Annotated in this window: 15 protein-coding genes and 4 pseudogenes; 5 read left to right on the forward strand and 14 right to left on the reverse strand. The window is 44.5% G+C overall.

What is annotated here, in order from left to right:
* Window positions 1-39 precede the first annotated feature (39 nt).
* Both DMB88_RS16785 and DMB88_RS16790 read right to left on the reverse strand, forming a co-directional pair.
* On the reverse strand, window positions 40-1,392 hold the full coding sequence (locus DMB88_RS16785; RefSeq protein ID WP_254438221.1) for a sensor histidine kinase: 1,353 nt from the start codon (window positions 1,390-1,392) through the stop codon (window positions 40-42).
* Window positions 1,393-1,463: 71 nt separating this feature from the next.
* Window positions 1,464-2,182: pseudogene (locus DMB88_RS16790) on the reverse strand (response regulator transcription factor).
* Window positions 2,183-2,327: 145 nt separating this feature from the next.
* On the opposite strand from DMB88_RS16790, the gene DMB88_RS16795 reads away from it, so the two are divergent.
* Window positions 2,328-2,585, forward strand: a complete 258-nt coding sequence (locus DMB88_RS16795; protein WP_128102285.1) for a GlsB/YeaQ/YmgE family stress response membrane protein — start codon at window positions 2,328-2,330, stop codon at window positions 2,583-2,585.
* Window positions 2,586-2,843: 258 nt separating this feature from the next.
* The gene (locus DMB88_RS16800) at window positions 2,844-3,347 is read left to right on the forward strand and encodes a hypothetical protein (RefSeq protein ID WP_128102286.1); all 504 of its coding nucleotides are present in this window, start codon (window positions 2,844-2,846) and stop codon (window positions 3,345-3,347) included.
* 162 nt (window positions 3,348-3,509) lie between these two features.
* Here the strand turns inward: DMB88_RS16800 and DMB88_RS16805 are convergent.
* Window positions 3,510-5,471: pseudogene (locus tag DMB88_RS16805) on the reverse strand (GTP-binding protein).
* A gap of 309 nt (window positions 5,472-5,780) precedes the next feature.
* Between DMB88_RS16805 and DMB88_RS16810 the strand changes: the two are divergent.
* Window positions 5,781-7,324: pseudogene (locus DMB88_RS16810) on the forward strand (BCCT family transporter).
* Window positions 7,325-7,486: 162 nt separating this feature from the next.
* On the opposite strand, the gene DMB88_RS31355 reads toward DMB88_RS16810, so the two are convergent.
* The 9 genes from DMB88_RS31355 to DMB88_RS16835 form a co-directional block, all read right to left on the reverse strand.
* Complete coding sequence (locus DMB88_RS31355) at window positions 7,487-7,639, reverse strand: hypothetical protein (protein ID WP_254438224.1); 153 nt, start codon at window positions 7,637-7,639, stop codon at window positions 7,487-7,489.
* A gap of 8 nt (window positions 7,640-7,647) precedes the next feature.
* Complete coding sequence (locus tag DMB88_RS16815; protein ID WP_254438225.1) at window positions 7,648-8,220, reverse strand: pentapeptide repeat-containing protein; 573 nt, start codon at window positions 8,218-8,220, stop codon at window positions 7,648-7,650.
* A gap of 126 nt (window positions 8,221-8,346) precedes the next feature.
* The gene (locus DMB88_RS30575; RefSeq protein WP_217363746.1) at window positions 8,347-8,883 is read right to left on the reverse strand and encodes a BglG family transcription antiterminator; all 537 of its coding nucleotides are present in this window, start codon (window positions 8,881-8,883) and stop codon (window positions 8,347-8,349) included.
* Window positions 8,808-9,197, reverse strand: coding sequence for a CAT RNA binding domain-containing protein (locus DMB88_RS30580; protein ID WP_217363747.1), 390 nt, complete (start codon window positions 9,195-9,197; stop codon window positions 8,808-8,810). Before DMB88_RS30580 ends, DMB88_RS30575 begins: the two co-directional genes overlap by 76 nt.
* A gap of 16 nt (window positions 9,198-9,213) precedes the next feature.
* Window positions 9,214-10,656 carry a glycoside hydrolase family 1 protein gene (locus DMB88_RS16825; protein WP_128102287.1) on the reverse strand — a complete coding sequence of 481 codons (1,443 nt, stop codon included), beginning with the start codon at window positions 10,654-10,656 and terminating at the stop codon, window positions 9,214-9,216.
* Between the two features lie 51 nt (window positions 10,657-10,707).
* On the reverse strand, window positions 10,708-10,848 hold the full coding sequence (locus DMB88_RS30585; protein WP_217363748.1) for a hypothetical protein: 141 nt from the start codon (window positions 10,846-10,848) through the stop codon (window positions 10,708-10,710).
* A 49-nt stretch (window positions 10,849-10,897) separates the two neighbouring features.
* The gene (locus DMB88_RS30590; protein WP_217363749.1) at window positions 10,898-11,197 is read right to left on the reverse strand and encodes a PTS sugar transporter subunit IIA; all 300 of its coding nucleotides are present in this window, start codon (window positions 11,195-11,197) and stop codon (window positions 10,898-10,900) included.
* Window positions 11,175-12,674: a PTS transporter subunit EIIC gene (locus tag DMB88_RS16830; protein ID WP_174715297.1), complete on the reverse strand. Its 1,500-nt coding sequence runs from the start codon at window positions 12,672-12,674 to the stop codon at window positions 11,175-11,177. The genes DMB88_RS30590 and DMB88_RS16830 overlap by 23 nt, the downstream gene beginning before the upstream one ends.
* A gap of 314 nt (window positions 12,675-12,988) precedes the next feature.
* Complete coding sequence (locus tag DMB88_RS16835; protein WP_128104474.1) at window positions 12,989-13,876, reverse strand: RCC1 domain-containing protein; 888 nt, start codon at window positions 13,874-13,876, stop codon at window positions 12,989-12,991.
* A gap of 338 nt (window positions 13,877-14,214) precedes the next feature.
* Here DMB88_RS16835 and DMB88_RS16840 point away from each other — a divergent pair, with 338 nt between their 5' ends.
* A complete protein-coding gene (locus DMB88_RS16840) occupies window positions 14,215-15,423 on the forward strand; it encodes a sugar efflux transporter (protein ID WP_128102288.1) in 1,209 nt (402 codons plus the stop codon).
* Window positions 15,424-15,543: 120 nt separating this feature from the next.
* On the opposite strand, the gene DMB88_RS16845 is transcribed toward DMB88_RS16840, so the two are convergent.
* Window positions 15,544-16,113, reverse strand: coding sequence for a dihydrofolate reductase family protein (locus DMB88_RS16845; protein WP_128102289.1), 570 nt, complete (start codon window positions 16,111-16,113; stop codon window positions 15,544-15,546).
* 295 nt (window positions 16,114-16,408) lie between these two features.
* On the opposite strand from DMB88_RS16845, the pseudogene DMB88_RS16850 reads away from it, so the two are divergent.
* Window positions 16,409-16,959: pseudogene (locus tag DMB88_RS16850) on the forward strand (glutathione peroxidase).
* Window positions 16,960-17,062: 103 nt separating this feature from the next.
* Here the strand turns inward: DMB88_RS16850 and DMB88_RS16855 are convergent.
* Window positions 17,063-24,397, reverse strand: coding sequence for a DUF5695 domain-containing protein (locus DMB88_RS16855; protein WP_164848711.1), 7,335 nt, complete (start codon window positions 24,395-24,397; stop codon window positions 17,063-17,065).
* Between the last annotated feature and the right edge of the window lie 92 nt (window positions 24,398-24,489).

A 24,489-nucleotide genomic window follows, 5' to 3' on the forward strand; every position in this document is an offset into this window, starting at 1 on the left:
TGTATCAGTCTTGTAACACTCCTGAATGACGTGCTGATTCTACGTTCGGGGCAACACAATCGTGATAGTAGTTCCTTTTCCTAACTCACTTTCCATGTCGATATATCCATCAAACCGCTCTACAATCTCTTTGCATATCGAAAGTCCGAGACCTGAACCGTTCGCTGTGCTTGCATTTCTCGCCCGGTAAAATCGTTCCTGCACTCGTTCCAGCTCATCGCCCGCGATACCAATACCCTGATCATGTATCCGAATGACCACCTCGCTTGTCGTATGTTCCATCTCCACTTCAATCTGCGAATGACTGCCTGAATATTTAATGGCATTTTCCACTAAGTTGGCGATCGCGTGGGACATCAGCATTGGATTGACGTTGGCGTAGACTCCTGTCATACCTTCATTGATAGGTTCTCCCTCCGCTTTATTAACCATGATCTTGATCTCTTTATCTTTTGCCTTGGCTTCCATATTCCATGCGACTTGCTGAATCAGTTCGTTCATTTCCGTCTTCTCCACTTCCAGTTCGTCAGAGCCAGCCTTGTCAAATCGGGATAGCAACAACAGTTCATTAATCAAGCGGGTCAGCCGATCCGATTCCTGCAGCAGATGAGCATAGATTTTTTGCAGCTCCTTGTTCTCGTTCTCCCCTTCAACCAAGTATTGAGAGAAACCACGAATGGCTGCCAAAGGTGTTTTTAACTCGTGAGATACGTTGGAGACAAATTGTTTCTGGTACTGAATGTAATCATGAAGCTGCCGCCCCATGGAATCCAGCCCATCTGCCAGCATGCCCAGCTCATCCTTCCGGTTCAGATGAACTCTCCGAAACTCCTGTCTAGAGTAACTTTGCACAGCGCCAAGCAACAGCTTAATCGGTTTGGTTGTGTTGCGGGCAATCCATAGACTCGATAACGTAATCAGCACAATAAATCCACCTGCACCCGCAAACAGGATATGACGAATCTGATCCATAATCGCATAAAAGTACGAAATGTCGTCTACGAACTCATACACATAAGCATTTTCGTAAAATTGATTCTGGATGGGCGTCGCAAAATAAAGCAGATGATCATCCGTTACGGTGTATGTATAGCTGCCGTTCAGGGCTTTATCAATATTCTTTTCAAAAATCAGAGGTTTGCCATCATTAATGATGATGCCATCCACAGCCAGGCCCAGCAATTGCTTGGAGCTGTCATAGATACGTACTTCCTTGCCTGAAGCTTTCAGCTTCTCCAGAGCAAGTCTGACGATTTCCTTGGTCTGCGGCTCACCTGACGATGATCGATGCTGTGCCAGCACCTCACGAAAGGACAGTTCGGACAGATCTGCCTTCTCCATCATCTGTTTTTCTATGGTGATGAAGCTGTAATAATCGATGGCTTTATTCACCGCAAATATGATGATGCCGAAGGACAATACGGAGAAAAATAAATAATTCAGTAATAACCGGGTTGCGTACTTCAGGCCTCGCCACCTCCAAGCTGATAGCCAAATCCATAGATCGTCCTGACATACTTCGGTTCGTCGGCGTTATCCTCCAGCTTCTTCCGTAATCGCATGATGGTCATATCCACACTGCGACTGTCCCCATAAAGTCATATCCCCATCCGATCTGTAGCAGCTCATCCCGGGTGAATATTTTGTCCGGCCTTTTGAGTAACGTTTCCAGAATTTTAAACTCTTTGGCCGTAAGAGACACGGGTACACCGTTTTTCAGCACCCTGCGGCTTTCCAGATCAAATGTCAGCTCTTCATGAATGATGCGTGTAGATTTTACTTCTGTTCCTTCACTTGATTCCTCCTTGATCTCGTTCCTTCTCAGAATCACCTTGATCCGAGCGAGCAATTCGCGGTTGTCAAAGGGCTTCGTCATGTAATCTTCAGCCCCTAGCTCTAGTCCTAACACTTTGTCGATGACCTCATTTTTGGCAGAGACCATGATCACTGGAACGGCACGTTTCCCGGTGATGTCCTTGCACAGGTCATATCCGGAGCAGTCAGGCAGCATCAGATCAAGCACCACCAGGTCAGGTTGAAAAGAATCAAGCAATTGCAATCCGGTTTTGCCATCTTCTGCGGTTTGCACATCGTAGTTTTCTCTCCTCAGCACGAGCTCAATTAAATCTCGAATTGCAACCTCATCGTCAATGACAAGTATTTTCTTCAATGTCTTGTACACCCCTTCTAACCTCGTTCCCAGCTTGAATCATCATTATCCTCATCTTAGCACAGGCACTTTAGATTCCTCCACCAACTGGATGATGAGGTATATATCACTGAGCACAACATAACTTGTAATAAACCCGAAGAAAGGAGAACAAACCATGGATCTGCTCTGGGTACTCATTGTTGGTGGATTAATTGGCTGGTTAAGTGGCAACTTGATTGGACGGGACGTACCGGGCGGTGTTCTGGGGAACATTATTGCGGGTTTTGTCGGTTCCTGGCTAGGAAACGAATTGTTGGGACCAAGAGGGCCGGTGATTGGTGGATTTCATATTATTCCAGCCATCGTGGGCTCCATCATTGCGCTACTCATATTCTTTGCTCTAGCACGCGGCGGAGCCTTCCGAAGACGTTAACAAAGAGAAGCGGAATTCGATACCGTCGTTCATTAGATATTTTTATTAAAGATGCTACCATGTCATAAAAGTACAGATAAACATAAAAGAACCGAAAGCATTCATCGATAGTTGATGAACACTTATGGTTCTTTTTTTATGTTTGTATTGTGCTTATTGAAAATTTTACAAATAATATCAAAAAAAGAGTTGATTTCTATTATTTTCGTGCTATATTTTACTAGAAATAAAAATAAATCCCTAAAGGAGCAGTCGACCATGAAAAAAATCGCAAAAAAATCGGTACTCATCTTGCTGGCACTATTTATGCTTCAGATCTCCCTCGTCTCGGCAGCTTCTGCGAAAAATTCTCTTACAGCAGGTGAATCACTAACACAAGGTCAATCACTTACATCGAATGACGGAAGATTTACACTGATTATGCAGACAGATGGGAATCTAGTTCTTTACAAACAAGGCAAATCTCTCTGGTCTACAAAAACAAGTGGTGCAAAATATCAATGGCGGGATCATACAGGTCATACAATCACAAGATATCCGCAGGTGTTAAAAGTTGAAAATAACTTGCTTCGATTAACAGATTACAACGATTCTCATTGGTTTTGGTTTTCAAAAATTCAAGAATGGACTAATGCCCACTATCAAGGTAATGTGCCACCAGGCCTGAACGGCGATACATTGGTTGTTCAAGACGATGGAAATGTAGTATTCTATTCCACTGGAAAAGGTCCTGTTTGGGCTACCAATACAGGTGGACATTGATATCAATAAACATAAGAGCCGCATATATTGCGGCTCTTTAAATATAAAGTTTTATTGTCTGCAAATAGTAAGATGCAATCCATGTTCCTTCCCTTACAGAATACATCCACCTCTAAAAGTAACGTAGTTGCTATTCCTATAGAACAAGTCTTTTGTGAGAGATCAAGGTTCTAACTCAAGGTGCATCTTGACTTCCGCCTCATCCCATGGCACAGAGTAACCTGCTCCCTTGGCGCAAAAGATGGATGAAGATGTATACAGCGAGTCGGCCTCTTTGCGATAGCCCATCCGCTCTATGACTTCCTCTGTATTATGGCAGAGATCGTATCCACTGAACACGCAGCGGATGCTGCCTCTTCCATGTGTAAAGGATGCCAGTTCGGCAGTGTAGTTCATGAAAGTCGACACGGGCGCCTTGCCCGTAACTACTACATGCGTTCCAGCTGTCTCTGGGGGATCAAAAATACCTGAGGCACGCTGAATATCGGACAGCACCCTGCCCATTTCTTCGATAGTAACCTTGATTTTGAAATCGTAATAAGGCTCTAGCAATACGATATCTGCCTTCTCCAAACCTTGCCGTAATGCTCGAAAAGTAGCCTCTCGAAAATCGCCGCCATGCGTATGCTCTTTATGCGCGCGACCCCTCAGCAGTGTGATGTTCACGTCAGTGACTGCCATGCCGGTCAGCAACCCGTGATGCTCCCGTTCGTAGAGGTGGTTCCGAATCAGATTCTGATAGCTGACATTCAGATCATCGACGTGACATCTGCTATTGAACGTGATGCCCTTACCTCGTCCTCCCGGTTCAATCAGCAAATGCACTTCTGCATAATGTCTGAGCGGTTCGAAATGGCCATACCCTTTCACAGGGGTACTAATTGTCTCCTTATACAAGATTTCCGGTTGACCAAAAGAGATAGGAAGCCAAACCTCTCTCTAACAATCTGCTCCAGCACTTCCAGTTGAATCAATCCCATGACGCGGATCGAAATCTCCTGCAATCTCTCATCCCACACGACGTTTAGAGATGGCTCTTCCGCCTCCAGCGTGCGAAATGCACCGAGCACCTTCTGTACATGTATTGAATCGTCGAATATCACCTTCGACTGTAACGTGGGCTCCGAATCGTAAGATAACTTATCTGATATGGTTCCCAGACCTTGCCCAGTCTCGGTAGCGGATAATCCGGCAACTGCAAACAAATCGCCTGCTTCTACTTGTTCCACCGACTGCGATTTGAGGCCGTTATACAAGAAAATCCGCGTAATTTTCTCGTCATATTGCACCCCGTCGCTCTCATAACTAAGCTGTTCTCTCACCTTCAACCGACCACCAAGTGCCTTAATGAACGTGAGTCTCGCCCCCCTGCATCATGCCGAATTTTATAAACTCGTCCCTGAAACAAAGCATCCTCGTCATAAGTGGTTGTCGTCAGCAGATGCAGCTGATCTAGAAATTCAACGATGCCTGTATCCTGAAGTGCAGAGCCATACGCACAGGGGAAGAGAAGTCCCTCTGCTGTCTTTCTCTGCAACGCCTTCAGCCAGAAGCCATTATCCTCTCTCCCTCCAGGAATGCTTCTAGCAAGAATTCGTCCCGCTCCGCCATGACCTCACGCAGCGGCTCACTGACTACACCATCTGCGAATTCCTGTGTAATGGAGCATACTTCCCCTGTCAACTGCTGACGGATATCCGCCTCTGTTCTACCTGCATCCGCGCCGACCCGATCCGTCTTGTTGATGAAGAAAAACGTCGGAACCCTATGCTTACGCAGCAGCTGCCAAACGGTCTCCGTATGACCCTGAACACCTTCAACTGCGCTTACAATCAGAATGGCACAATCTATGACTTGAATCGCCCGCTCCATCTCCGGGGAGAAATCGACGTGTCCAGGTGTGTCTATAAGATAGTAGCTGTCACCTTTATACTCTAGTACAGCCTGATCTGCGAATACGGTAATGCCCCTTGCTCGCTCGATGTCGTGGCTGTCTAGAAACGTATCCTGATGATCCACCCGTCCTCGTGACCGAATACTATTTGTGTGGTGCAACAGCTGTTCCGCAAAAGTTGTTTTACCTGCATCCACATGGGCGAACAGGCCAATTGTTAGTCGTTTCATAGAATCCCACTTTCAACATTGCTTGTTATTCCTACTCAATTTATTAAAGCATAGAAATCAGGAAAGTGGGTAGAGATTGGTTTTATGGCGTTGAAAATCATTGCGTACAGCAAGCAGTTATATGCGGATATAACGTAAAGTGATATAGGCAATATATTATTCTGGCAAGATCAAAACAAACCAAAGTGTTTCATTACACAGCGGTTTGTTTTTATTTTTAACAGCTGGCTTTCTGAAATATTGCAAGCTGGACTAGCACATACTAAGAAACAGTTAGCTATAGCTTACTTACATAACGGAGGTCTCTTCATGGTATTTACAATCACTATTATCATCGTTGCACTGTTTGCAATATGGGGAGCCGTCGCTCCTGACCAGCTGGCTGAGGTAGCTAACGTTGTCTACAACTTTTCTATTCAGAATTTCGGCTGGTTTTACTTGCTAGCGACACTGTTCTTCTAATCTTTGCTTTCTATTTGGCATTCAGCCGTTTTGGCAGTATCAGGCTGGGGGACGACAGATGAACCGGAATATTCTACCGTTTCCTGGTTGTCCATGCTGTTTAGCGCCGGTATGGGTATTGGGCTGGTTTTCTGGGGAGTTGCAGAACCCGCATTAATCTGCACCAGAAGGAGCAGAACCTGCAACAACGCAGGCAGCAAGGCTTTCCATGCGTTATTCCTTTTTCCACTGGGGCTACATCCATGGGCTATCTATACCGTCATCGGCCTGGCACTTGCTTATTTCCAGTTCCGGAAAGGTTACAAAGGGCTAATCAGTTCCACCTTTATTCCTTTGATCGGTGAGCGTCTTGCTGCAGGTTGGCTTGGCAAGGTCATTGATATTCTGGCGGTCATTTCTACCATCTTCGGTGTTGCGACCTCGCTAGGATTGGGTGCACTTCAGATCGGTGGGGGGTTGAATTACTTATTCGGTATTCCTAACTCGACGATCACCCAAGTTGTCATTATCGTCGTTGTAACTATACTGTTCCTAATCTCAGCAACCTCTGGTCTGGATAGAGGTATTAAGATGTTGAGCAACACCAACCTCGTTATAGCTTTGTTATTGATGTTGTTTGTATTGGTCACTGGACCGACTTCTTTTATATTTGACACATTCACGACAACCTTAGGCAGTTACATGCAGAATATTATTAACATGAGTTTGAGACTGTCACCGTTCTCAAGAGATACCTGGATTGGAGCATGGACGTTATTTTACTGGGCATGGTGGATCTCATGGGCTCCTTTTGTCGGCACCTTTATCGCCAGGGTATCCAGAGGAAGAACCATAAAGGAATTTGTAATTTACGTCATGCTTATTCCAAGCCTTTTTGGATTCATCTGGTTCTCCGTCTTCGGTGGAACAGGACTCCATATGGAATTGTTCAATGCCGCTCATCTGGCGGAGGCCGTTAAGGAAGATACAACAACCGCTTTATTCCTGATGCTCGAGCAGCTGCCTTTGGGCACGATCTTAGCATCCATCGCTACACTTCTAATCATGATCTTCTTTATTACGTCAGCAGATTCGGCCACTTTTGTGCTAGGCATGCTGACTTCAGATGGCAACCTGAACCCGAGTACACGCATCAAATTAACATGGGGAATCATGCAATCCGCCATCGCGGTAGTTCTGCTGTTCAGCGGGGACTGAGTGGTCTCCAGACCGCTTCCATTGTAGCTGCGTTACCGTTCGCCGTTGTCCTTATCGGTATGTGTGTCTCCCTACTCAAGGCTTTGCAGGCTGAGGACAGAGAGCGCCGTCAGAAGGAAAAACGGCAGCGCCAAAAGCTAAAACGACTGCTGGAGGAACAGGAAAACATGCAGAACGAAATTCTCGGCAGATAATGTAAATCTCTATAGAGACCAGATGGTACCTGCCTTAAGGCGGGTGCCTTTTATCCTGTTGAGAGGTATTGATCATATACGAATTCCTTTTACACATGCGTTGTTCCCGCATTATCCTATTATTTCAATTGTTAAGAGTTACGCATTGTTACATCTAGACGACTAAAAATCGCTCAACAAAACATCACCATATATTCTTTTCAGATACACCGTGTTAAAAATATATTGTTCCATATGCTCAAGCTTGCGCAAACTGCGTACCAGTACTTTCCGATCCTCTTCAGACAGATCAAGATCATCGTCTATCTTCGTCAAGACATTTTTCACACGTCTGGATAATTGTTCAACATAGAGATGGTTTTGGATTTTGGTGGAATACATTGCGTCAAGTCACAGCCCACAAAACGAACACCGTCTAAAATGCAATTTTCAAAATTAGCGATTAGCTTTTGTTTGCCATTTCCCTCAAACGTAATATCCACTAGCTTGTCGGTAAGGGAACAATTGACGATTTTCGCGACTTGTAGAATCCGGTCATTGAATTTACATTTATCAAAAGTACAATCGATAAACGTAGCATTCTCCAATGTCATACCTCTCATATCACAAGAGGAGAATTCACAGTTAGTGAAAATAGCTTCGTCTTTGGCAATGCCAACCGAGCGCAAGTCAGAACGAATAAATGTACAATCATCAATTGTACTGCCAGCAAAAAATCTTGCATTTGTAAGATCACAAGTGTCAAATACAAGATGACGCAGATTACAGCTCCAAAATATAGGTGAACCAATATTCGAATTTATTATGGTCGTTCCACTTATCGTTTCGTGTTCATAGCTTACAATATCAGCAAATAATTCGTTGTTTAGCGACACACCTGACTCAAGTCTTCTCATCCTACCACCCTATCAATTCTTCATGATTTTTATAACCCCATCAAGGAGTATCCTCTTTAGATTAACTGAAATGTACACTCTTATGAAACAAAAAAGCCGCTAAAAAAGCGGCTCATCTGTATTATTTTAACCCTTTTGATCGTCACCTTGCTCTTCCTGCACAATTCGAGCGATATGAATCATCAGATACAAAAGTTCCTCGTTTGATATAGAGATATTTAACATGTTTTGCACATATGTTTTGATCATCTCCGCACACTTATATTCAAGCGGATGCTCCTTCACCATATGCTGGAAGATAAAATCTTTCGGCGAATTGCCTATCCGCCCCTCTTGTAGACGCTGGATAAAAAATTGTAGATGAGTGACGAGTCTCACATAATGGATGGAGTTTTTGTTGATTTGCATATCAAAGCTGTATTGAATAAGGTTGAAAATATCTTTTAACATTTTAACGGATTGCATCGTGCGCTCCATGTTCTGTTCATGCGTTTGAGCATTAACAAAATGAAAAGCAATATTTCCCGCTTCCTCTTCCGTAAGCTCGATGCCAAGTTCTTGATTGAGCATGTGGACGGCTTCCAATCCTAGTTCGAATTCGACAGGGTGAAACCGCTGGATCTCCCACAACATACGATTCTGTAAAGATACCCTTTTTTCCATCGTTCTATAGCAAATGATAAGTGATCCATAAGTGTAAAGAAGATTTGATCATCAAGTGAGAGCTTTTCTTTGGCGTTGGAAATGAGTTTGTTAATGACATTCACATGTGATTCCGGCATCTTTTCAATGGTGCGTACATAAGCCTGAGCGGATGGATTATTTTGCAGGATGAATCGTTTCTGGATGTGCTCTTCGTCTAGTTGCTCGCCGACTTTTCCTTTGAATGCCAATCCTTTACCCATGACAATCACTTCTTGTCCCTGTTCATCTTTGGTTAGAAGCAAGCTGTTATTCAATATTTTGATTACTTTCATGCTTTATCACGATCCTTTATTCTTTCGTGACCGCCTGATCCGAATTTCCAATACATTTACCATTTTGCTTAATGACCTCCTGATACCACGAGAAGCTTTTCTTCTTCAAGCGTTTCAAGTCTTTGAGATCATGTTCACCGCGGTTTACATAGATCATACCGTAACGTTTCCCATATCCCTGATGAGTACTTACTACGTCAATAACGGACCAAGGGCAATAACCAATTACATCTACGCCATCCGTTAAAGCCAGCTTGATCTGTTCCAGGTGTTTCTCGATAAAATCAATCCGGTACGTGTCATTAATCGTATAATCTGCTTCCAATACATCTGGAGCTCCTATTCCATTTTCCGTAATTAAAATCGGGAGACCGTATCGTTCACTTACCTTGCGCAATGTTAATCTTAGTCCAACTGGGTCAATAACCCAGCCATACTTGGTTTTTTCTGTATAAGGATTCTCCGCAGCTCGGTACACTCCCTGCTCGCCCAGCATAATTTGCTGATCACCTGCACGAGCTGAAACGTCCGATGCATCACCCGTACTGGCGGCAATGGTTGCCGTCGAATAATAATTGATTGCTACCAGATCAGGACGACCCGATTGAATATCCTCCATGTCACCTGGTTCAATCATCAACTCAATGCCACGTTCCCGCAAATAACTCCAAAATAACGGATTATACCGTCCCCACACCGATAGGTCTAGAAAGCCCCATCCACGAATCGTCTCCCAATTATGTGCAGCAATCGCGTCAGCTGGGCTACAGGTTGCCTGATACATAGTAGTCATGTTCAATGCTGGACCGATCTTCCCATGTGGTAACATATCATGAAATAGTCGCATCGTTCTGCCTTGAGCCACAAACATGTGATGATTCTGCTGATAAAGTTCCTGACGAGAGGGTACATGTCCACCTTTTGGTGTACCAATGGCACCTGGATGGAGTATCATCGTATTTTGCTCATTAATGGTCAACCAATATTTCACTTTATGCCCGTATTGCTCAAACAAGATACGCCCGTACTCGACAAAGGCATCTATCGTCTTCCGGTTGTTCCACCCTCCAGTTTTCGCTAGCTCATAGGGCAAGTCGAAATGGTACATAGTCACAATCGGTTCAATACCATGAAGCAGTAATTCATCAATCAATTGGTGATAAAAATGGAGGCCCTTCTCATTGATAGCCCCGGTGCCTGAAGGTAAAATTCGAGTCCATGCTATTGAAAATCGATATGCTTTGAGACCCAGCTCTGCAAAAAGCTTCACATCTTCTCTGAATCGGTGATAGTGGTCACTGGCAACCGTGAAATCAGCAGTTCCAGCTGGATGATCGCACATATCAATGACAGACAAGCCTTTGCCATCATCCTCCCATGCGCCCTCCACTTGATAGGCCGAGGTAGAGCCTCCCCAGAGAAATTCATTGGGGAATGGTTTGATGTGTTGATATAACATCACATACACTCCTTTAGTTTTATTTGAGGCAAAATCCATGAGCAGAATGTATTACGCTTGTTTGGAAAGGTAGATAATGGTCGTTCCAACCTTAACAGAACCCTGCTCCTCCAGCTGCATGTCAGGGAAACGATCCGAATTGGCAACAATGATTGGAGTTATAAACTTCGTAGCCTTCCGCCTTGATGGCATCAATATCAAACCTGATCAATAAGTCACCTTCTGTACCCGATCCCCCACTTTAATAGAAGAATTGAAATGTCTTCCCTTCAAATTGACGGTATCTACTCCAATCATGAATGAGTACCTCTTCTCCATCGTAACCATTTATTTTGATCGCATGTTTGGAATCCATGAAAGCTGTAACTTCACCTGTAATCGGCGCATATAGCTCCCCTTTTGCAGGTATAATGGCAGCGCCCTTACCTAGTAATCCCAAAGAAAACACATCGTCCGGAACCCGATCCAGATGGACCAATTCACCTTGCAGCGGGCTAACGATCGTAAGTGGACGTAATTTATTTTGGTGCGTTACTAGCATTGTTCGTTTCCGAAGACTGTATGCCTTGGGGATCATTTTGAACAGATTGCCGGGAAAGTGCCTCGTCATGGTTAGCTTTAGTATTGTCTCTTTCTTCATCATCCACTGGATCGTCAAAACCAATGACCCACGTTAGAGCAAATGTCACGACAAACGCGATTAGACAAGTTACAATGGCATGAACGATATTCATCGGATTGCTTCCAATGAAGGCAGGCAGTGCGGCAAGACCCGGAGAAACGAAGGCATAACGCACTAGTCCGGTCAGACCAGCGTATATCCCGGCTACTCCCCCACCAATCATAGCGGCAATCAAGGGTTTCTTTAGTTTCAGCGTTACGCCATACAAGGAAGGTTCCGTTATACCCAGAACAGCAGTGAAGCCGGATGAAGCAGCAAGTTGCTTGAGTTTCTTGTTTTTTGTTTTTAATGCTACAGCAAGCGTAGCACCACCCTGAGCAATATTCGAGGCAAGCATGCCCGGACCGTTGATCATTTCATAACCATTTTTGGTTAGTTGACTCGTTGCAATCGGCGTCATTGCCCATGCAGTACCTGTAACAATCAGGAACGGTTGTAAAGTTCCCATTAATAATGGAATCAGCCAACTCGCTCTGTCATTAATTGCTTCTGCCCCCATTGCAACCAGATCATTCAGGTACGTTCCGAAAGGTCCGATCGCCACTAATGCAAGTGGTGCTGTAATCAAAAGCACGAGCATCGGTTTCGTGAAGAATTTGATCATAGAAGGTGATACGCGATCTGCGAAACGTTCAATATAAGACATGAGCCAAACAACGATAATAATCGGCAACACGGAGCCTGCATAATCCGTTAATCGCACTGGAACACCGATGAAAAACACATCTTTCCCTTCAGTCATCAGAGCGCTCCAACCTGGGTGCAGCAACACGCCTGCAACCGTCATCGCCAGAATTGGACTTGTTTCAAACTTAATGGAAGCACCATAAGCCAGCAGGATAGGCATGAAATAGAACGCTGCGTCCGCAATGGTGTTAAGGATATAATAGTTTTGACTTTCCGTCGTTACGAGACCTGTCAGTACAAGTACAGCCAATATCGCTTTGATCATCCCTGCGCCAATGATTGCCGGAATGACGGGAGTAAATGTTGTAGAAATTACGCTAATAAATCTGGAAATCCAGCTCTGTTTTTGTTTTGGTGCCTTACTGTTGCTTGAATCAGATCGAGAGCCCTCACTTCGACTTGCTGATCCCATCTGCTGAGTAATAGCTCGGTAGACTTGCTGCACCTCATTACCTACGACCACCTGATATTGCCCACCATTGTTCACAACGGTAATGACGCCTGGAAGTGCTTTGAGCTTTTCCGTTTCCGCTTTGGAGATATCGTGCAGTTCGAACCGAAGTCGGGTTGCGCAGTGCGTAAGCCGAGCGATATTATCTTTCTTTCCAACCAACTCTGTAATCTCATGTCCCAACTTGCGATAATCCATAACTCTGCCTCATTTCTAAATTTGGGTATAAAAAAGACCAAAACGATAAGCCTTCCCCTATTCACATAGGGAAATGCAAAATCATTTTGGTCATGCCTGCTTTACCAGTAACAGCCAAACACTGCTAATATGAAATTCGCTTTTTTGTAAACGTTTACTCGATCATATTATCACACAACAAGTCAATTAGCAATCCGTTTATTCGACATATTTCTGCTTTTTTTTTAAAAGGAACTGCAACGAGAGAGCAGACCACTTGGAGGCTTGAAAATTGAATAAATCTAACTTAATTACTCCACTCTCTTCTACTTGATTTACAACTGGATGCTGCTCCATCCACTTACATCACATTGGCCATAATCATTATCACCCACAGCAACCATGGTACCATCAGATTTACGTCCGATCGTATGGGCACACCCTGCCGAAATAGCCTTAATGTCGTGCCAACCACTTACATCGCATTGGTGATGTTTATTTGAACCCACAGCAACCATCGTACCGTCTGACTTAAGTCCAACGGTATGATAACTCCCCGCTGCAACTGCTACAATATCTCGCCAATTGCTTACATCGCACTCGCCTTCAATATTTCTACCTACAGCTAATACCGTGCCATCTGATCTAAGACCAACAGTATGAAGATACCCAGCCGAAACAGCCATTATATCGCTCCAGTCGTTTACATTACATTGGCGATACTTGTTGTTACCAACTGCTGTTACGGTTCCGTCTAATTTTAGACCGACTGTATGCCAGTCACCTGCAGTGACCGCGACAATATCATGCCAGCTGCTCACGTTGCATTCCGCTTCATTATTTCGCCCCACAACAACCACCGTGCCATCTGATTTAACCCCAACAGTACGGCACCAGCCTGCTGCAACAGTCACAATATCTCGCCAACCATTTACATCGCATTGGCCATGCTTATTCCAACCCACGGCTGATACAGTTCCGTCAGATCTAAGACCAACGGTATGGGCATTCCCCGTATTTGTTGCCATATGTACATTACCAGCAACAACTGCGATGATATTGCTCCAATCGCTTACCCTACATTGACCGGATTCATTATCACCAACTGCCGTTACCGTTCCGTCAAATTTAAGAGCAATAGTATGACGACGACCCGCCGCTATGGTATTGTTACGTAATCGTTTTGTCTCAAACAACGTTTCCTTGCGTGAATTATAGTCCATATTTGACAATTACCAGACCCCCAGCTAATCCTAGATGAAATGATTTTTTCAGTATAGCATAGCAGATCCTTCTATTTGTGTGGGTCTAGAAGGCTTCAATGTTTGGCAAAAGCTCTTGTTCCACAACTACCTAATTCTTTTATCTGCCTATTCGCTGATGAAATAGTTCATTAATAGCGATAGGTTTAGGCAAACATTTGGCACGAATGTTATACTATATGTAATGTCATTTGATACATAATAAAGGTGTACAATTAATTCTATTCAGCCATGAATATGGCTCTTTAATAGCTTCCGAAATTAGACAACAATAAAAATAAGAGGAGTAACTTCACATTATGATCAATCGATTCATTAGCTTATTTTCAATCCCCTCTTATTCCTTACTCTTTATGTGTATGGCATTACAGGGCATGGGTATATCGCTCAGCACCCCCTTTTTATCTATTTATTTCACGGAACAGCTTGGAGTATCTGTTGGAATGTTTGGTCTTTATCTAGCCGTTACACTAATTGCAGGAATATGGATTAGTACACTAATCGGGAGACGTTCTGACCTCGGCTTGAATCGGAAGAACATTTATCTTTTCTCTGCTCTCGCTAATGTCTTGGCTTATAGTGGATACTTGCTCATTCAGGATTTTACGGTTTTGTTCATTTATATGACTGTGTTTACAGCTCTCGGTGCACCTGGGATGCCTCAATTGTTCGCTATTTCTAGAGAAGCTGTGATAAAGAGTAATTTTACTGAGCGTGCATTTGCTAATTCAACCTTACGTTCTGCTTTCTCTCTCGGTTTTATTACAGGTCCTTTAATCGGCACTATATTAATCACTGCTATTGGATTTAAGGGGATTTTTTGGGGTACGATCGGCGCTTTCCTACTTGTTGCTCTGCTTGTTTCCCTGTTTCTCCAATCAAACACAGAAATGAAGAGCAGCAATACTGAAGTGAACATAAAAAGTTTCCGGCTTGCTCAAAACCGAGATATTTTACTTCCTTTTCTAATTCTGATACTCATGTATACAGCTCATTGGATGAGCAGCTTGAACACTGCTCTCTTTATTACAAACAATCTTGGGGGAACGACAAACGATGTCGGTTTAGTAAGTAGTATTTGTGCTGCGCTAGAGATTCCTTTTATGATTGTACTTGGTCTACTTAGTGCAAAGTACAGTAACCGAATCTTAGTGTTTTTAGGAGCTATTTTTGGAGGAGCTTATTATTTCGTTATTATTATTTCGAATGCGATGTGGCAAATGCTTGCAGCACAAATTCTGCTCGCAGTTTTTGTTGCCGTCATTTCTGCAATTGGAATTAGCTACATTCAGGATTTACTACCTAGAATGCCAGGATATGCTTCCACGCTCTATTCCAATTCATCCATAATCGGTAGACTGATTGGTAGTCTTGTTGGTGGTGGAGTAGCCAGCATCGTGGGTTACCGATACTCATTTATTTTTTGTTTTTTACTTATCATTATTGCAGCAATTATGCTTGTGGTAAGTGGACGGCAGCCTGCAGACGAACCGAAAATTTCATACTAACTCCGATGATTCAAAGGAGATAATTGAGTAAAAGCAGCCGATCGAGTTAATCAGGCTGCTTTTGGTTTTTTAGTTGACTGACGTTCCCCGTTAGCGAAAGACACAAGTAACAAAGCCATTTTACCTTCTGTAAACGAGACCTATAGCTCCAGAATCAAATGTCTTGTTTTCAATTAGCTGAAGATCGATCTTCTCCTTAAGATCTTGGAATAACGGTAAGCCTTTACCAATTAGGACAGGTGAAACCGTAATTTTATATTCGTCAATCAAATCAAGTTGCATAAGTTGATGTGCGAGTCTAGGACTGCCGAGGATGACCATATCCTTGCCTGGCTGCTGTTTGAGTTTATTGATCTCATCCTCTATTCCTTCTTTTACAAGTCTGGAATTATTCCATTCGACGTTCTCCAGCGTCGTGGAAAAAACGATTTTGGCTGTCCTTTCGATCCACTCGGCATGATTAAGTTCATGCTCCGAAGCTGAAGGATCCGAGGGCACAGATGGCCAGTAACTGTGCATCATCTGATAAGTCCCACGCCCCCAAATGACAGTGTCGGCAGTACTCAGAATTTCTTTCGCATGTTTCTCCAGATCAGCATCGTAGGAAACCCAGCCAATGTCCATTTCACCATTCGGGCCTTCTACATAACCATCAAGTGAGGAGTGCAGAAAAAGAACGAGTTTTCTCATTTTTGATTCTCCTTTGTACATGTTCTCACACATTTGTCCGTAAAAACATTCATCTTTTTTACCATTTCCCTGGTAGTATTTTAATGACTAGCTTGTTTTATCCATTTAAAGTATAACTCTCAGAACTACAACAAGTAAAGAACGTATGTTCCCTAACCTTAATTAGGCACAAGCACATGCGATTTTCGATATAGGATTTACCTATGCATTTAATTGTTTATATATATTTCTCGAATGGGGTTTATCGGGCTTATGATGGGTATGTCACAAGTTGAATATTAGGGAGGATGGTCTAATGTCTTTTTATGATATGAATATCCACTTCATAGATGGTAGATCTGCTGATTTAACAAACTACCGAGGGAAAGTAATTCTTGTTGTTAATACAGCAAGTAAATGTAGCTATTCTCGTCAATTTACGACTCTTCAGGAGTTGTACGAAAAGTACCATCATGATGGTTTGGAAATTCTAGCATTTCCGTGTAACCAGTTTAATGAGAAAGAACCTGGCAACCATTCGGAAGTGAAGGCTTACTGTGACAATCTATTTAAGTTAACATTCCCGTTATTTGAGAAAATAGAAGTCAGGGGCTGAACGCCCATCCGATATTTCAGTTTTTAACATCTCAAGCACCATTTTTTGGTTTCGACACTGAAACTGCCAGCGGGGAATGGATGAAGAATTTTCTAAACGAGAAATACCCTGATATATACAAGGGTGACGGGATTAAGTGGAACTTCACTAAGTTTTTGATTGATCGTAACGGTAAGGTGCACGGAAGATATGAGACAACCACGGAACCATTTGAAATAGAGCCAATCATTAAAACATTGCTTTTAAAGTAGTTGAACAATTTATCAAACTTTTTTGTCGGTTAAAGACTGCATTTCCTGAATAAGAAAACGATCTTGACCCTATAAGAAAAAGGATCAAGATCGTTTGCTTTAATTATAATTGCAAGAAAATCTTATACAGAACCTGAGCAGCTTCTGCTCTGGTTGTCATTCCAGTAGGACTCAAGGTGGTATTGCTTCGCCCATTGATGAGCCCTATTTTAACCATTGCAGCCATATCATCAACTGCGTACTTGGCTACAGTTACAACATCGGTAAATCTCTTGAGATCCTCTGCTGTACTGTTCTGCTCAGTTTTCTCCACCGCCCGCAAAGCTCTCATGGTCAGCACAGCCAAATCTTGTCTAGTAATTTCCGTTTCTGGATAGAAGCTGCCGTTCGAGCCCAGAGCGATTCCGAGCGATTTGGCGATTCCGATTTCTTCATAATAAAAGTCTGTTATCTCAACATCATCGAATGTGGTGTTAACTTCCGCTTTAAGCTCCAGTGTCTTTACTAGCCAGGCTAGATACTCACCTCTTGTGACCTGTTGGCCGGGACTAAAGCTTGTTGCTGATGTCCCTTCGATGAATCCTTTGGACGCCATTGTTTCAACAGCTGGTGAATACCATGAACTCTTAATAACGTCATTGAAGTACTTCTTAGTATACACAACTGCATATTCACCTGTATTGGCAGCTATAAAAACCATGGCTTGCAAATCGCTATCGTATCTGCCATTCAGTAGCTGTACAAACGTACTGTTTATAGCCACATACGACACGGTAAGGTATTTGGAATTAGCCAATTCTTCAACACCAGGAGTATAAGGCACTCTGATTTCAGCCGGTGCATTCAGGTCTACTATCTCTACTCCATCTAAGTGCACAGTTAATGCAATAACAGGTTTGCCGCTTGTCACAGATTTTACTTCTGAATGAAGCTTTGCAGCATCTAACTGGCTTAGTGCTAGTTCTACACTCTTCGCACCTGACGCATACTTCAGCATATTAGAAGGCACCGTAATGGTACCAAATTCCGTGTTAATCACTATCTTGATGTTGCCATGATCTGCGGTTAGTGCAGCAGCAGGAAGCTCGACTGCATAGGAGCTGGCTCCCGTTGCTTTCGATATTTCCACTACAAGCATTTTAACATTGCCTCCATTCGCTTGCGCATGATCAAGAGCCTTATTCATGTCTGCCTGGCTAATGGCTGCTCCTTTCGCTTTACCGGTTTTCGTATCTACCTTGGGTGCTACAATCTTAATTAAATTCCCTTCAACTTTTATGTTTTCAGGAATCGCAGTCGGAGTCGATGTAGATGCGGTGACTGACACAGGTGCATTCGTTGACGGCGGTGTTTCTGTCGGTTCTGGATTGATTACTGGATTGCGGATAACAACAGTAAGGGATGAGCTCGCATAATGAGTTGCCGTCTCTTTATATCTCACTTCGTAGATTCCGTTGCCAAGACCTCTAACCTCTGTGCCTGTGATCGCACCCCAGCTTACAGCGTCTCCTCCCTCTTGCCTGTATTCCATCGCAGGACTTACACCAATGATCTTACCGTCCTTGGCTCCCGCTGCACTAACATTTACACCCTTAACCTCTTCACTGGACGGTGGATTCTGCTCTTGTTTGGTTCCGTCAGGCACAATGATTAGGATCGTAGGACTTGGATTGCTCGTATCTGTTCCAGCGTACCGAAGATCGTAGCTTCCGGCCTCCAGCCCTTCGATGATGATTCCACTAACAGGCATGTAACCACCTTGATCCGTCTTCCGGTACTCCATATCGGCAGTCACATTTTCGATTCTGCCATCATTTCCGCCTGCAACTGTAGGCGGTGTAATGACCAGTCCTTCCGCTGTTGGAGGCTCTCTATCTTCTTTGGCTTCATTGTGAATATCTACGGTCACCGGCGGACTTGCCTTCAGGCTATCTGTGGCTGCGTACCGAATTTGATAACTGCCAGGGTTCAGTTCAGTGATACTTGAACCTGTAACAGGCGTATAATCCGCTTCGCCCAACTGGCGGTATTCCATCGTATCATCCAAACCCTCAATTTTGCCTTTTATCTCGGTATCCGAATTGGCGTGTAAGATTACCCAGCCACTCGCATCGGGTGCAGCCTGCTCCTCCTGTGTCTGCCCTTCTGGTATTAAGACTTCCTTATCCAGGCTGGCGCTCAGCGAATCGGTCTTCATATAGCGGACATAATATTTACCAGCGGTGAGGTTCGCAACCTCCGTTCCTACAATTGCAGTATATTCTTCTTCGCCATCCTTCTTATACTCCATTTCACTTGTAACACCAAGCAGTTTGCCGTCATCTCCACCGGGAATGGACGGTGCCACACCGGTTGGTGTTAGTGGAGCCTCGCGATCAGGCAAGGATACGGCCTGGTGAACTTCCCATTCCCATAGTCCTACACCATTATCTCCTGCCCGTGATTGCTTGGTCAGGGTAACCCTTAGCGCCTTTACCTCCAGTGCCGGATCAAACGTGTACGGATTGGAAGATTCTGCTGGAGAATGTTCAACCACTTTGATTCCTTCCGTAATCGTTCCTACGGTTACCCATTCATTCGTAGCGCTATCCGCTGGGATGTAAGAATACTTAATTTGGGTAGGCGGCTTGATCCCACCGGCGTCTGACCACAGCACCAGATCAGAACTACGGATGGAAGCACCCTGCGGCCATTCATATTGCACCCACTCCTCTGCGCCTTCATGACCCCAGGTTCCCCAATGCGGGATGTTATTGCCTTCCTTTTTGCCGTCATTCACTGCCGCCAGACTCTCCCAAGGGGATGTATAGCTGGAAGAAGCATTGGCGAGGAAGGCCATATTGCCATCTCTCGGGCTCAGCAGACGCAAGTCCGTCAGCAGTTTCTCCAGCGCCATCTTTATTTCTCCGTCTGTGGCATTCATATTCTTGATTACAGCAGAAGCTTCTGTCTTCGCCCCATCAATGGGCGACAGGCCAGGATCTATAAAGTTCGAAGCATTTAATGTATTTACGTAGTTATAGACCTTGATCAGTTCTGACTTATCTTCTACAGCGCCAGTATAGCCATTTACCTTCCACTCCAGAATACCGATACCATTAACGGAAGGCTTCATGTCCAGACGGACACCTGTAATATATTGAGGCTCGAAGGTCGTTGTATTGTATTTATTAAGTTCATTGCCAAGTCCCTTTATGTCCCGCGGGGTGTACCATTTCCCATCTACACCGCGAAGCATAAGTTGTATATCCTTCGGACGGAAGTTCCCACCGTTGTCCTGAAATACATACACATCCATCGAAGAGGCCAGGAATGGCTGATCCCATTCATACGTCACCCATGCCGGATCTCCTTCTCTTCCCCAGTTATGCCATGCACTGTTGGAGGCACCGCGGTTCGGTGAAAAATCTGCTGAGCTCCTAGGTTCAATACCGTTATTCATCGCTTCCGGGTATCCGTCGCCACCAGAGAAACTGGCAGAAGCTTTAGCTGTCAGAGCAGCATTCTGTAGTCCTGTATCCACCACATATACGGTAGCCCAAACCTCTAGAACACTACCATTGACGTTGCCTCTGACTTCAAATTGGCCTGAACTAGCATAGCTGCTTGGATCAATAGCATCCCATGTGATTTCCTGCTCTACGTAGCCGTCCTCTGACAGAATATAAATTTGTCTTGGGAGTTCTGGTGCAATATCCTTCTTGGTCACTACATTAAGTGCCCGGTAAACATCAGCTGTATCTTCCTTAATCTCAAGAGTTACATCCTTGCTGGCTTTCTTGTCTCCATCTGCCGCACTGAAAGTAAACACGTAAGTGCCTGCCTTACTTACACGCGCATAGGCCGATGCCTTATCACCATTCACAAAAGAAATATCCGCGGAACCCTCAGGCTTTTGCTTCACGGCCCAAGTGTAGTTCAACTGTGATTCTTCTGCCTCGCTATGCACAGGATCGGGAATAGCCTCACCAGACAAAACCACGATACTGTTATTGCTAACATCCTGAACCGCGCTCACTTGACCAATTGCTGGAGGCTGTTTATCTGGTGGTGAAGCCAGCTCAAAGGTTATAGGGCTGGAAGCAGTCAGTGTTCCATCACTTGCGCGAAGCTTAACCGTATAAGTTCCCTCTTTCGTACCTGTAGCCTGTGTAATACTTGCTTTGGGATGTTTAAAAGTTAGCTTGCCGCCTTCCGGTGCGCTGACGACTTCCCATTGATAAGACAGAATCCCTTCTGGCGCGCCGTCATCAGTTACAATCCCATTCAGCATAAAAGGAATCAACGCCTGTGGCTGATCTGTCGCCAGTTCTATAGTAATATGCGGAGCTTCATTTTCACCGCTGGCTGACTTTTCAATGGTCAATTCCACTCGTTGCACGTTGCCCATCTGAAACATAGCCACGCCTGCATTGTTCTTAACATAGAACTGTCCGGCTGTTTCACCATTCAGCTTCATGGTATAGTATCCATTCTCTATCCCCATACCATCGAACGAAATCCGTGAAGTATGCTCTTTTCCGGCAACGTTAAGAAGTTGAAGAGTATAGCCCTTACCGTCTTTTTGGATCTGCGCACTTTCAATTTTATCGCTTTCCAGCTCCAAATAGATTTTCTCATCGATCAGATTGATCCGCTTGCCGAAACCATCTTTCGGTGTAATGTTGTAGCTGTCTCCTTCATCAGTCACCAGCGCCCCATATCCGAACAGCCCAAATACAGGATCTGTCACAACATCGGAGCTGATGCTGAGTAGGGAACCATATAGACCTTCTTCCGATTCGCCCGAAAAGTCATTCCAGCCGTTACTCATGACGCGTGATCCGCCATCGTATACGTCTTTAGTTCCTGTGCCTCCCTTATACATCGAATATCGCCAAGAGGTACTGCCCACTGAATTTGCCGAAATCTGACCCATATTGACAGCATTGAAGTTTGAGATCTTCGCAGCGTAATTACGCTGCTGTGCAATTGCCTTCTGCTCCACCGTCCTGCCATCATTCTCATATCGGAGCCAATCATCCATGATGTATCCTGCTAAAGACGCAGTGTATTGGAAATTCCACCAACCTTCTCCGCCGCGGAAGACAGGCACAGAATAGTGGAACCAGGTAGGCTGTATCCCGCGCATGGCACGTGTTTTCCAGTCGGCCATTTCCATACTTTTCTCTGCAGCACCTGTAAGTGTGTCTGTTGGATAGTACGTACGTAGCGCCTTCGCTGCTGCATAAGCCCCTTCTTCGCCAGTATTGTCATATTCAAATTCCGAACCATAAGGATACGCGGCTCTTGTCATATTCCTTCCCTTGTCGAGGGCAAACTTCTTCTGCAGATTGGCTGACTCAGTCTGCATCCCCTCTTCCTTCAGTGCTTCAATCATATCTGGGATTTGCTGCTCGCCATAGAATCCGATGGCTCCGGTTGAAACACGCTTATAATAGATGTTATATGCCTTCTCCAGATAAAACTGAGGTGATTCCCGATACTCGATGAGATTAGGATACGCCTTCTGAATCCGGTACATGTTGAAGAATCCGGTAGCTTCCATAATTTCAGAGAATGTACGTGTATAGGGCTTATCTTTGTCCGTATACGCCCCAGAGTCTTTTAGCCAGTTCGCAACGATATAGCTATCCTGCGTATTCTTCATGTATCTTTCCCACATGAAGTCAATCAGGTATGTCTCGATAGAGCGAATTTCATCAGGGTTAGGAGCCAAATAGTTCTTCATTGTCATGAAGTTGATGTTGTCATGGCTCCAGTCATCTCCCCAATGGTTTATGTTGAGATCCTTGCCGCTCGAAAGATACCAATCGAAATAGTTACCATAAGTCGGACTTTCAGGGTTCATGTCCTGTGTCTGCTCGACCATGAATTCGGAGTGGGCATCCGAGATTGCATCCAGCTCGGCTAGAACATTGAATTCAAATTGAGTGAATTTATCCACCCATTCGCTGCCGTCCTTCAGCTTATATTCAACACGCACGCTGTTGTTGCCAATCGAATCAAACTGAAGGGAATAGATATGATGCTGCTCACCATTTACAATCTTAGTCTCCACAAACTCAATTGACTCGTTATAGCCGGGGTTCCCATTAGGCAGTCCCCGTCCGCTCCGTGAGTTGTCAACCATTTCCTGCCTACTCTTCCCAGGCTTGATATCCGGAATATGCGCTTCATCAAACGGATCATTCTCATCCACATTCAGAATATTGATGGACTGTACATCAACGATACTGTCGTCATAATGCAGATCAAGCTTTACAGGCATATTAATCGCAGTCTGGAAGCCCGGCACCGCTACGGCATCAATCATGCCTGATTTATATAGAATGGAGCGGAGATTGGCTTCACGGTCTTCCATCGAGGTCGAGCTGTTATTAGGGCTTTGGGCACTTTCCTGCGACGTATTGTCGCCTCCACGGACCGCTGAAAATTTGAACTTATACGTCTTGGACTCATCCGGCCCGAGAACGAGACTGGAAGCATCGGTAAAGTAACCACGTCCGGTTTTTTGAATGTCTTTGGAGTGGATATAGAGCACGTTCAACCCTGGATACCAACCGCCACTGTCCCCGGTCCAATTCTTAAATGTATCTGCAGCACGTAACTCTCCCGCCTCATGCATCCAATAATCCACATATTCAATTCGAGCGCCGCTCTCCGGCACCGGAGTGAAGAGCATATAGTTCCCCTCACCACTCGTGCGGATGGCATAAGAATATCCACTGTCAGCACCTGCAAAATTATGCACTGTCACACGGTCGTCATACGTATCAGATAAGGTCTGGTATTTGTTATTCCAAGGCATCGGCAAGCCAATATCCCCGAATTCTATATACTGGTTACTCTTGTTCTTCACCGTAATTTCCCACAGCATTGAACCGTCATTGGTCTCCATATCAAAAACTGACTTCACATCGAAGCCCTTCATTACCCGCTGAACCGTAGAGTCCAGGTTCTGTCCGATAAAGTTGACTTCTACCTTCTTGCCATCTGCTGATGCTGACTTGTTAAAATAGGGGTTATTAGGATTGATCGTCGAATATTGTGTAGACCCTCCGGCGGCCAATGTCTTATTGGTATCAACTTCTACAAAACCATCCCTGTTATCAGGGAATTCTTCGCTAGCACCCGTACGGTAAGAGAAGATCATTTCACCCATCCACTGGTGCTGAGTACCATTTTGCGGTGATGTCGTGTTAGGTAGAACGAAATTGATTGGCTTTCCCTGTTTATTGGTAGGGTTGTTGTTGATATAGAGCTCTTCTATCTGGCCTAAATCCCCAACTTTGGCAGATAGGCTAGAGTTTGAAATATCATTCTTTACTGCAGCCGCCGCGACCTCTGGCAGAGCGCTAACCTGCAATGGCAGACTTGAAGCTGCCAGTAGTAGCGCGATCATAAGCGACTTCCACTTCTTCGAAATCATTGTCATCGTAACCTCCTGTATATATGTGATCATATGCATTAGGCGATTAATTCTTTTAAACCGGTAAGTAAAGTGCCCTCTACGAAATACTTTTGACC

It is taken from the genome of Paenibacillus sp. DCT19 (genome assembly GCF_003268635.1).
Lineage (GTDB): Bacteria > Bacillota > Bacilli > Paenibacillales > Paenibacillaceae > Paenibacillus.

Excerpts from the sequence above, each read along its gene's own strand:
- DMB88_RS16830 (WP_174715297.1), bottom strand. The coding sequence starts at position 12,674 with ATGGATTATCGCAAGTTGGGACATGAGATTACAGAGTTGGTTGGAAAG.
- DMB88_RS16800 (WP_128102286.1), top strand. The coding sequence starts at position 2,844 with ATGAAAAAAATCGCAAAAAAATCGGTACTCATCTTGCTGGCACTATTT.
- DMB88_RS16855 (WP_164848711.1), bottom strand. The coding sequence starts at position 24,397 with ATGACAATGATTTCGAAGAAGTGGAAGTCGCTTATGATCGCGCTACTA.
- DMB88_RS16845 (WP_128102289.1), bottom strand. The coding sequence starts at position 16,113 with ATGAGAAAACTCGTTCTTTTTCTGCACTCCTCACTTGATGGTTATGTA.
- DMB88_RS30585 (WP_217363748.1), bottom strand. The coding sequence starts at position 10,848 with ATGCCATCAAGGCGGAAGGCTACGAAGTTTATAACTCCAATCATTGTT.
- DMB88_RS16815 (WP_254438225.1), bottom strand. The coding sequence starts at position 8,220 with ATGAGAAGACTTGAGTCAGGTGTGTCGCTAAACAACGAATTATTTGCT.
- DMB88_RS16795 (WP_128102285.1), top strand. The coding sequence starts at position 2,328 with ATGGATCTGCTCTGGGTACTCATTGTTGGTGGATTAATTGGCTGGTTA.
- DMB88_RS16825 (WP_128102287.1), bottom strand. The coding sequence starts at position 10,656 with ATGTTATATCAACACATCAAACCATTCCCCAATGAATTTCTCTGGGGA.
- DMB88_RS16840 (WP_128102288.1), top strand. The coding sequence starts at position 14,215 with ATGATCAATCGATTCATTAGCTTATTTTCAATCCCCTCTTATTCCTTA.
- DMB88_RS16835 (WP_128104474.1), bottom strand. The coding sequence starts at position 13,876 with ATGGACTATAATTCACGCAAGGAAACGTTGTTTGAGACAAAACGATTA.
- DMB88_RS30580 (WP_217363747.1), bottom strand. The coding sequence starts at position 9,197 with ATGAAAGTAATCAAAATATTGAATAACAGCTTGCTTCTAACCAAAGAT.
- DMB88_RS30575 (WP_217363746.1), bottom strand. The coding sequence starts at position 8,883 with ATGGAAAAAAGGGTATCTTTACAGAATCGTATGTTGTGGGAGATCCAG.
- DMB88_RS30590 (WP_217363749.1), bottom strand. The coding sequence starts at position 11,197 with ATGCTAGTAACGCACCAAAATAAATTACGTCCACTTACGATCGTTAGC.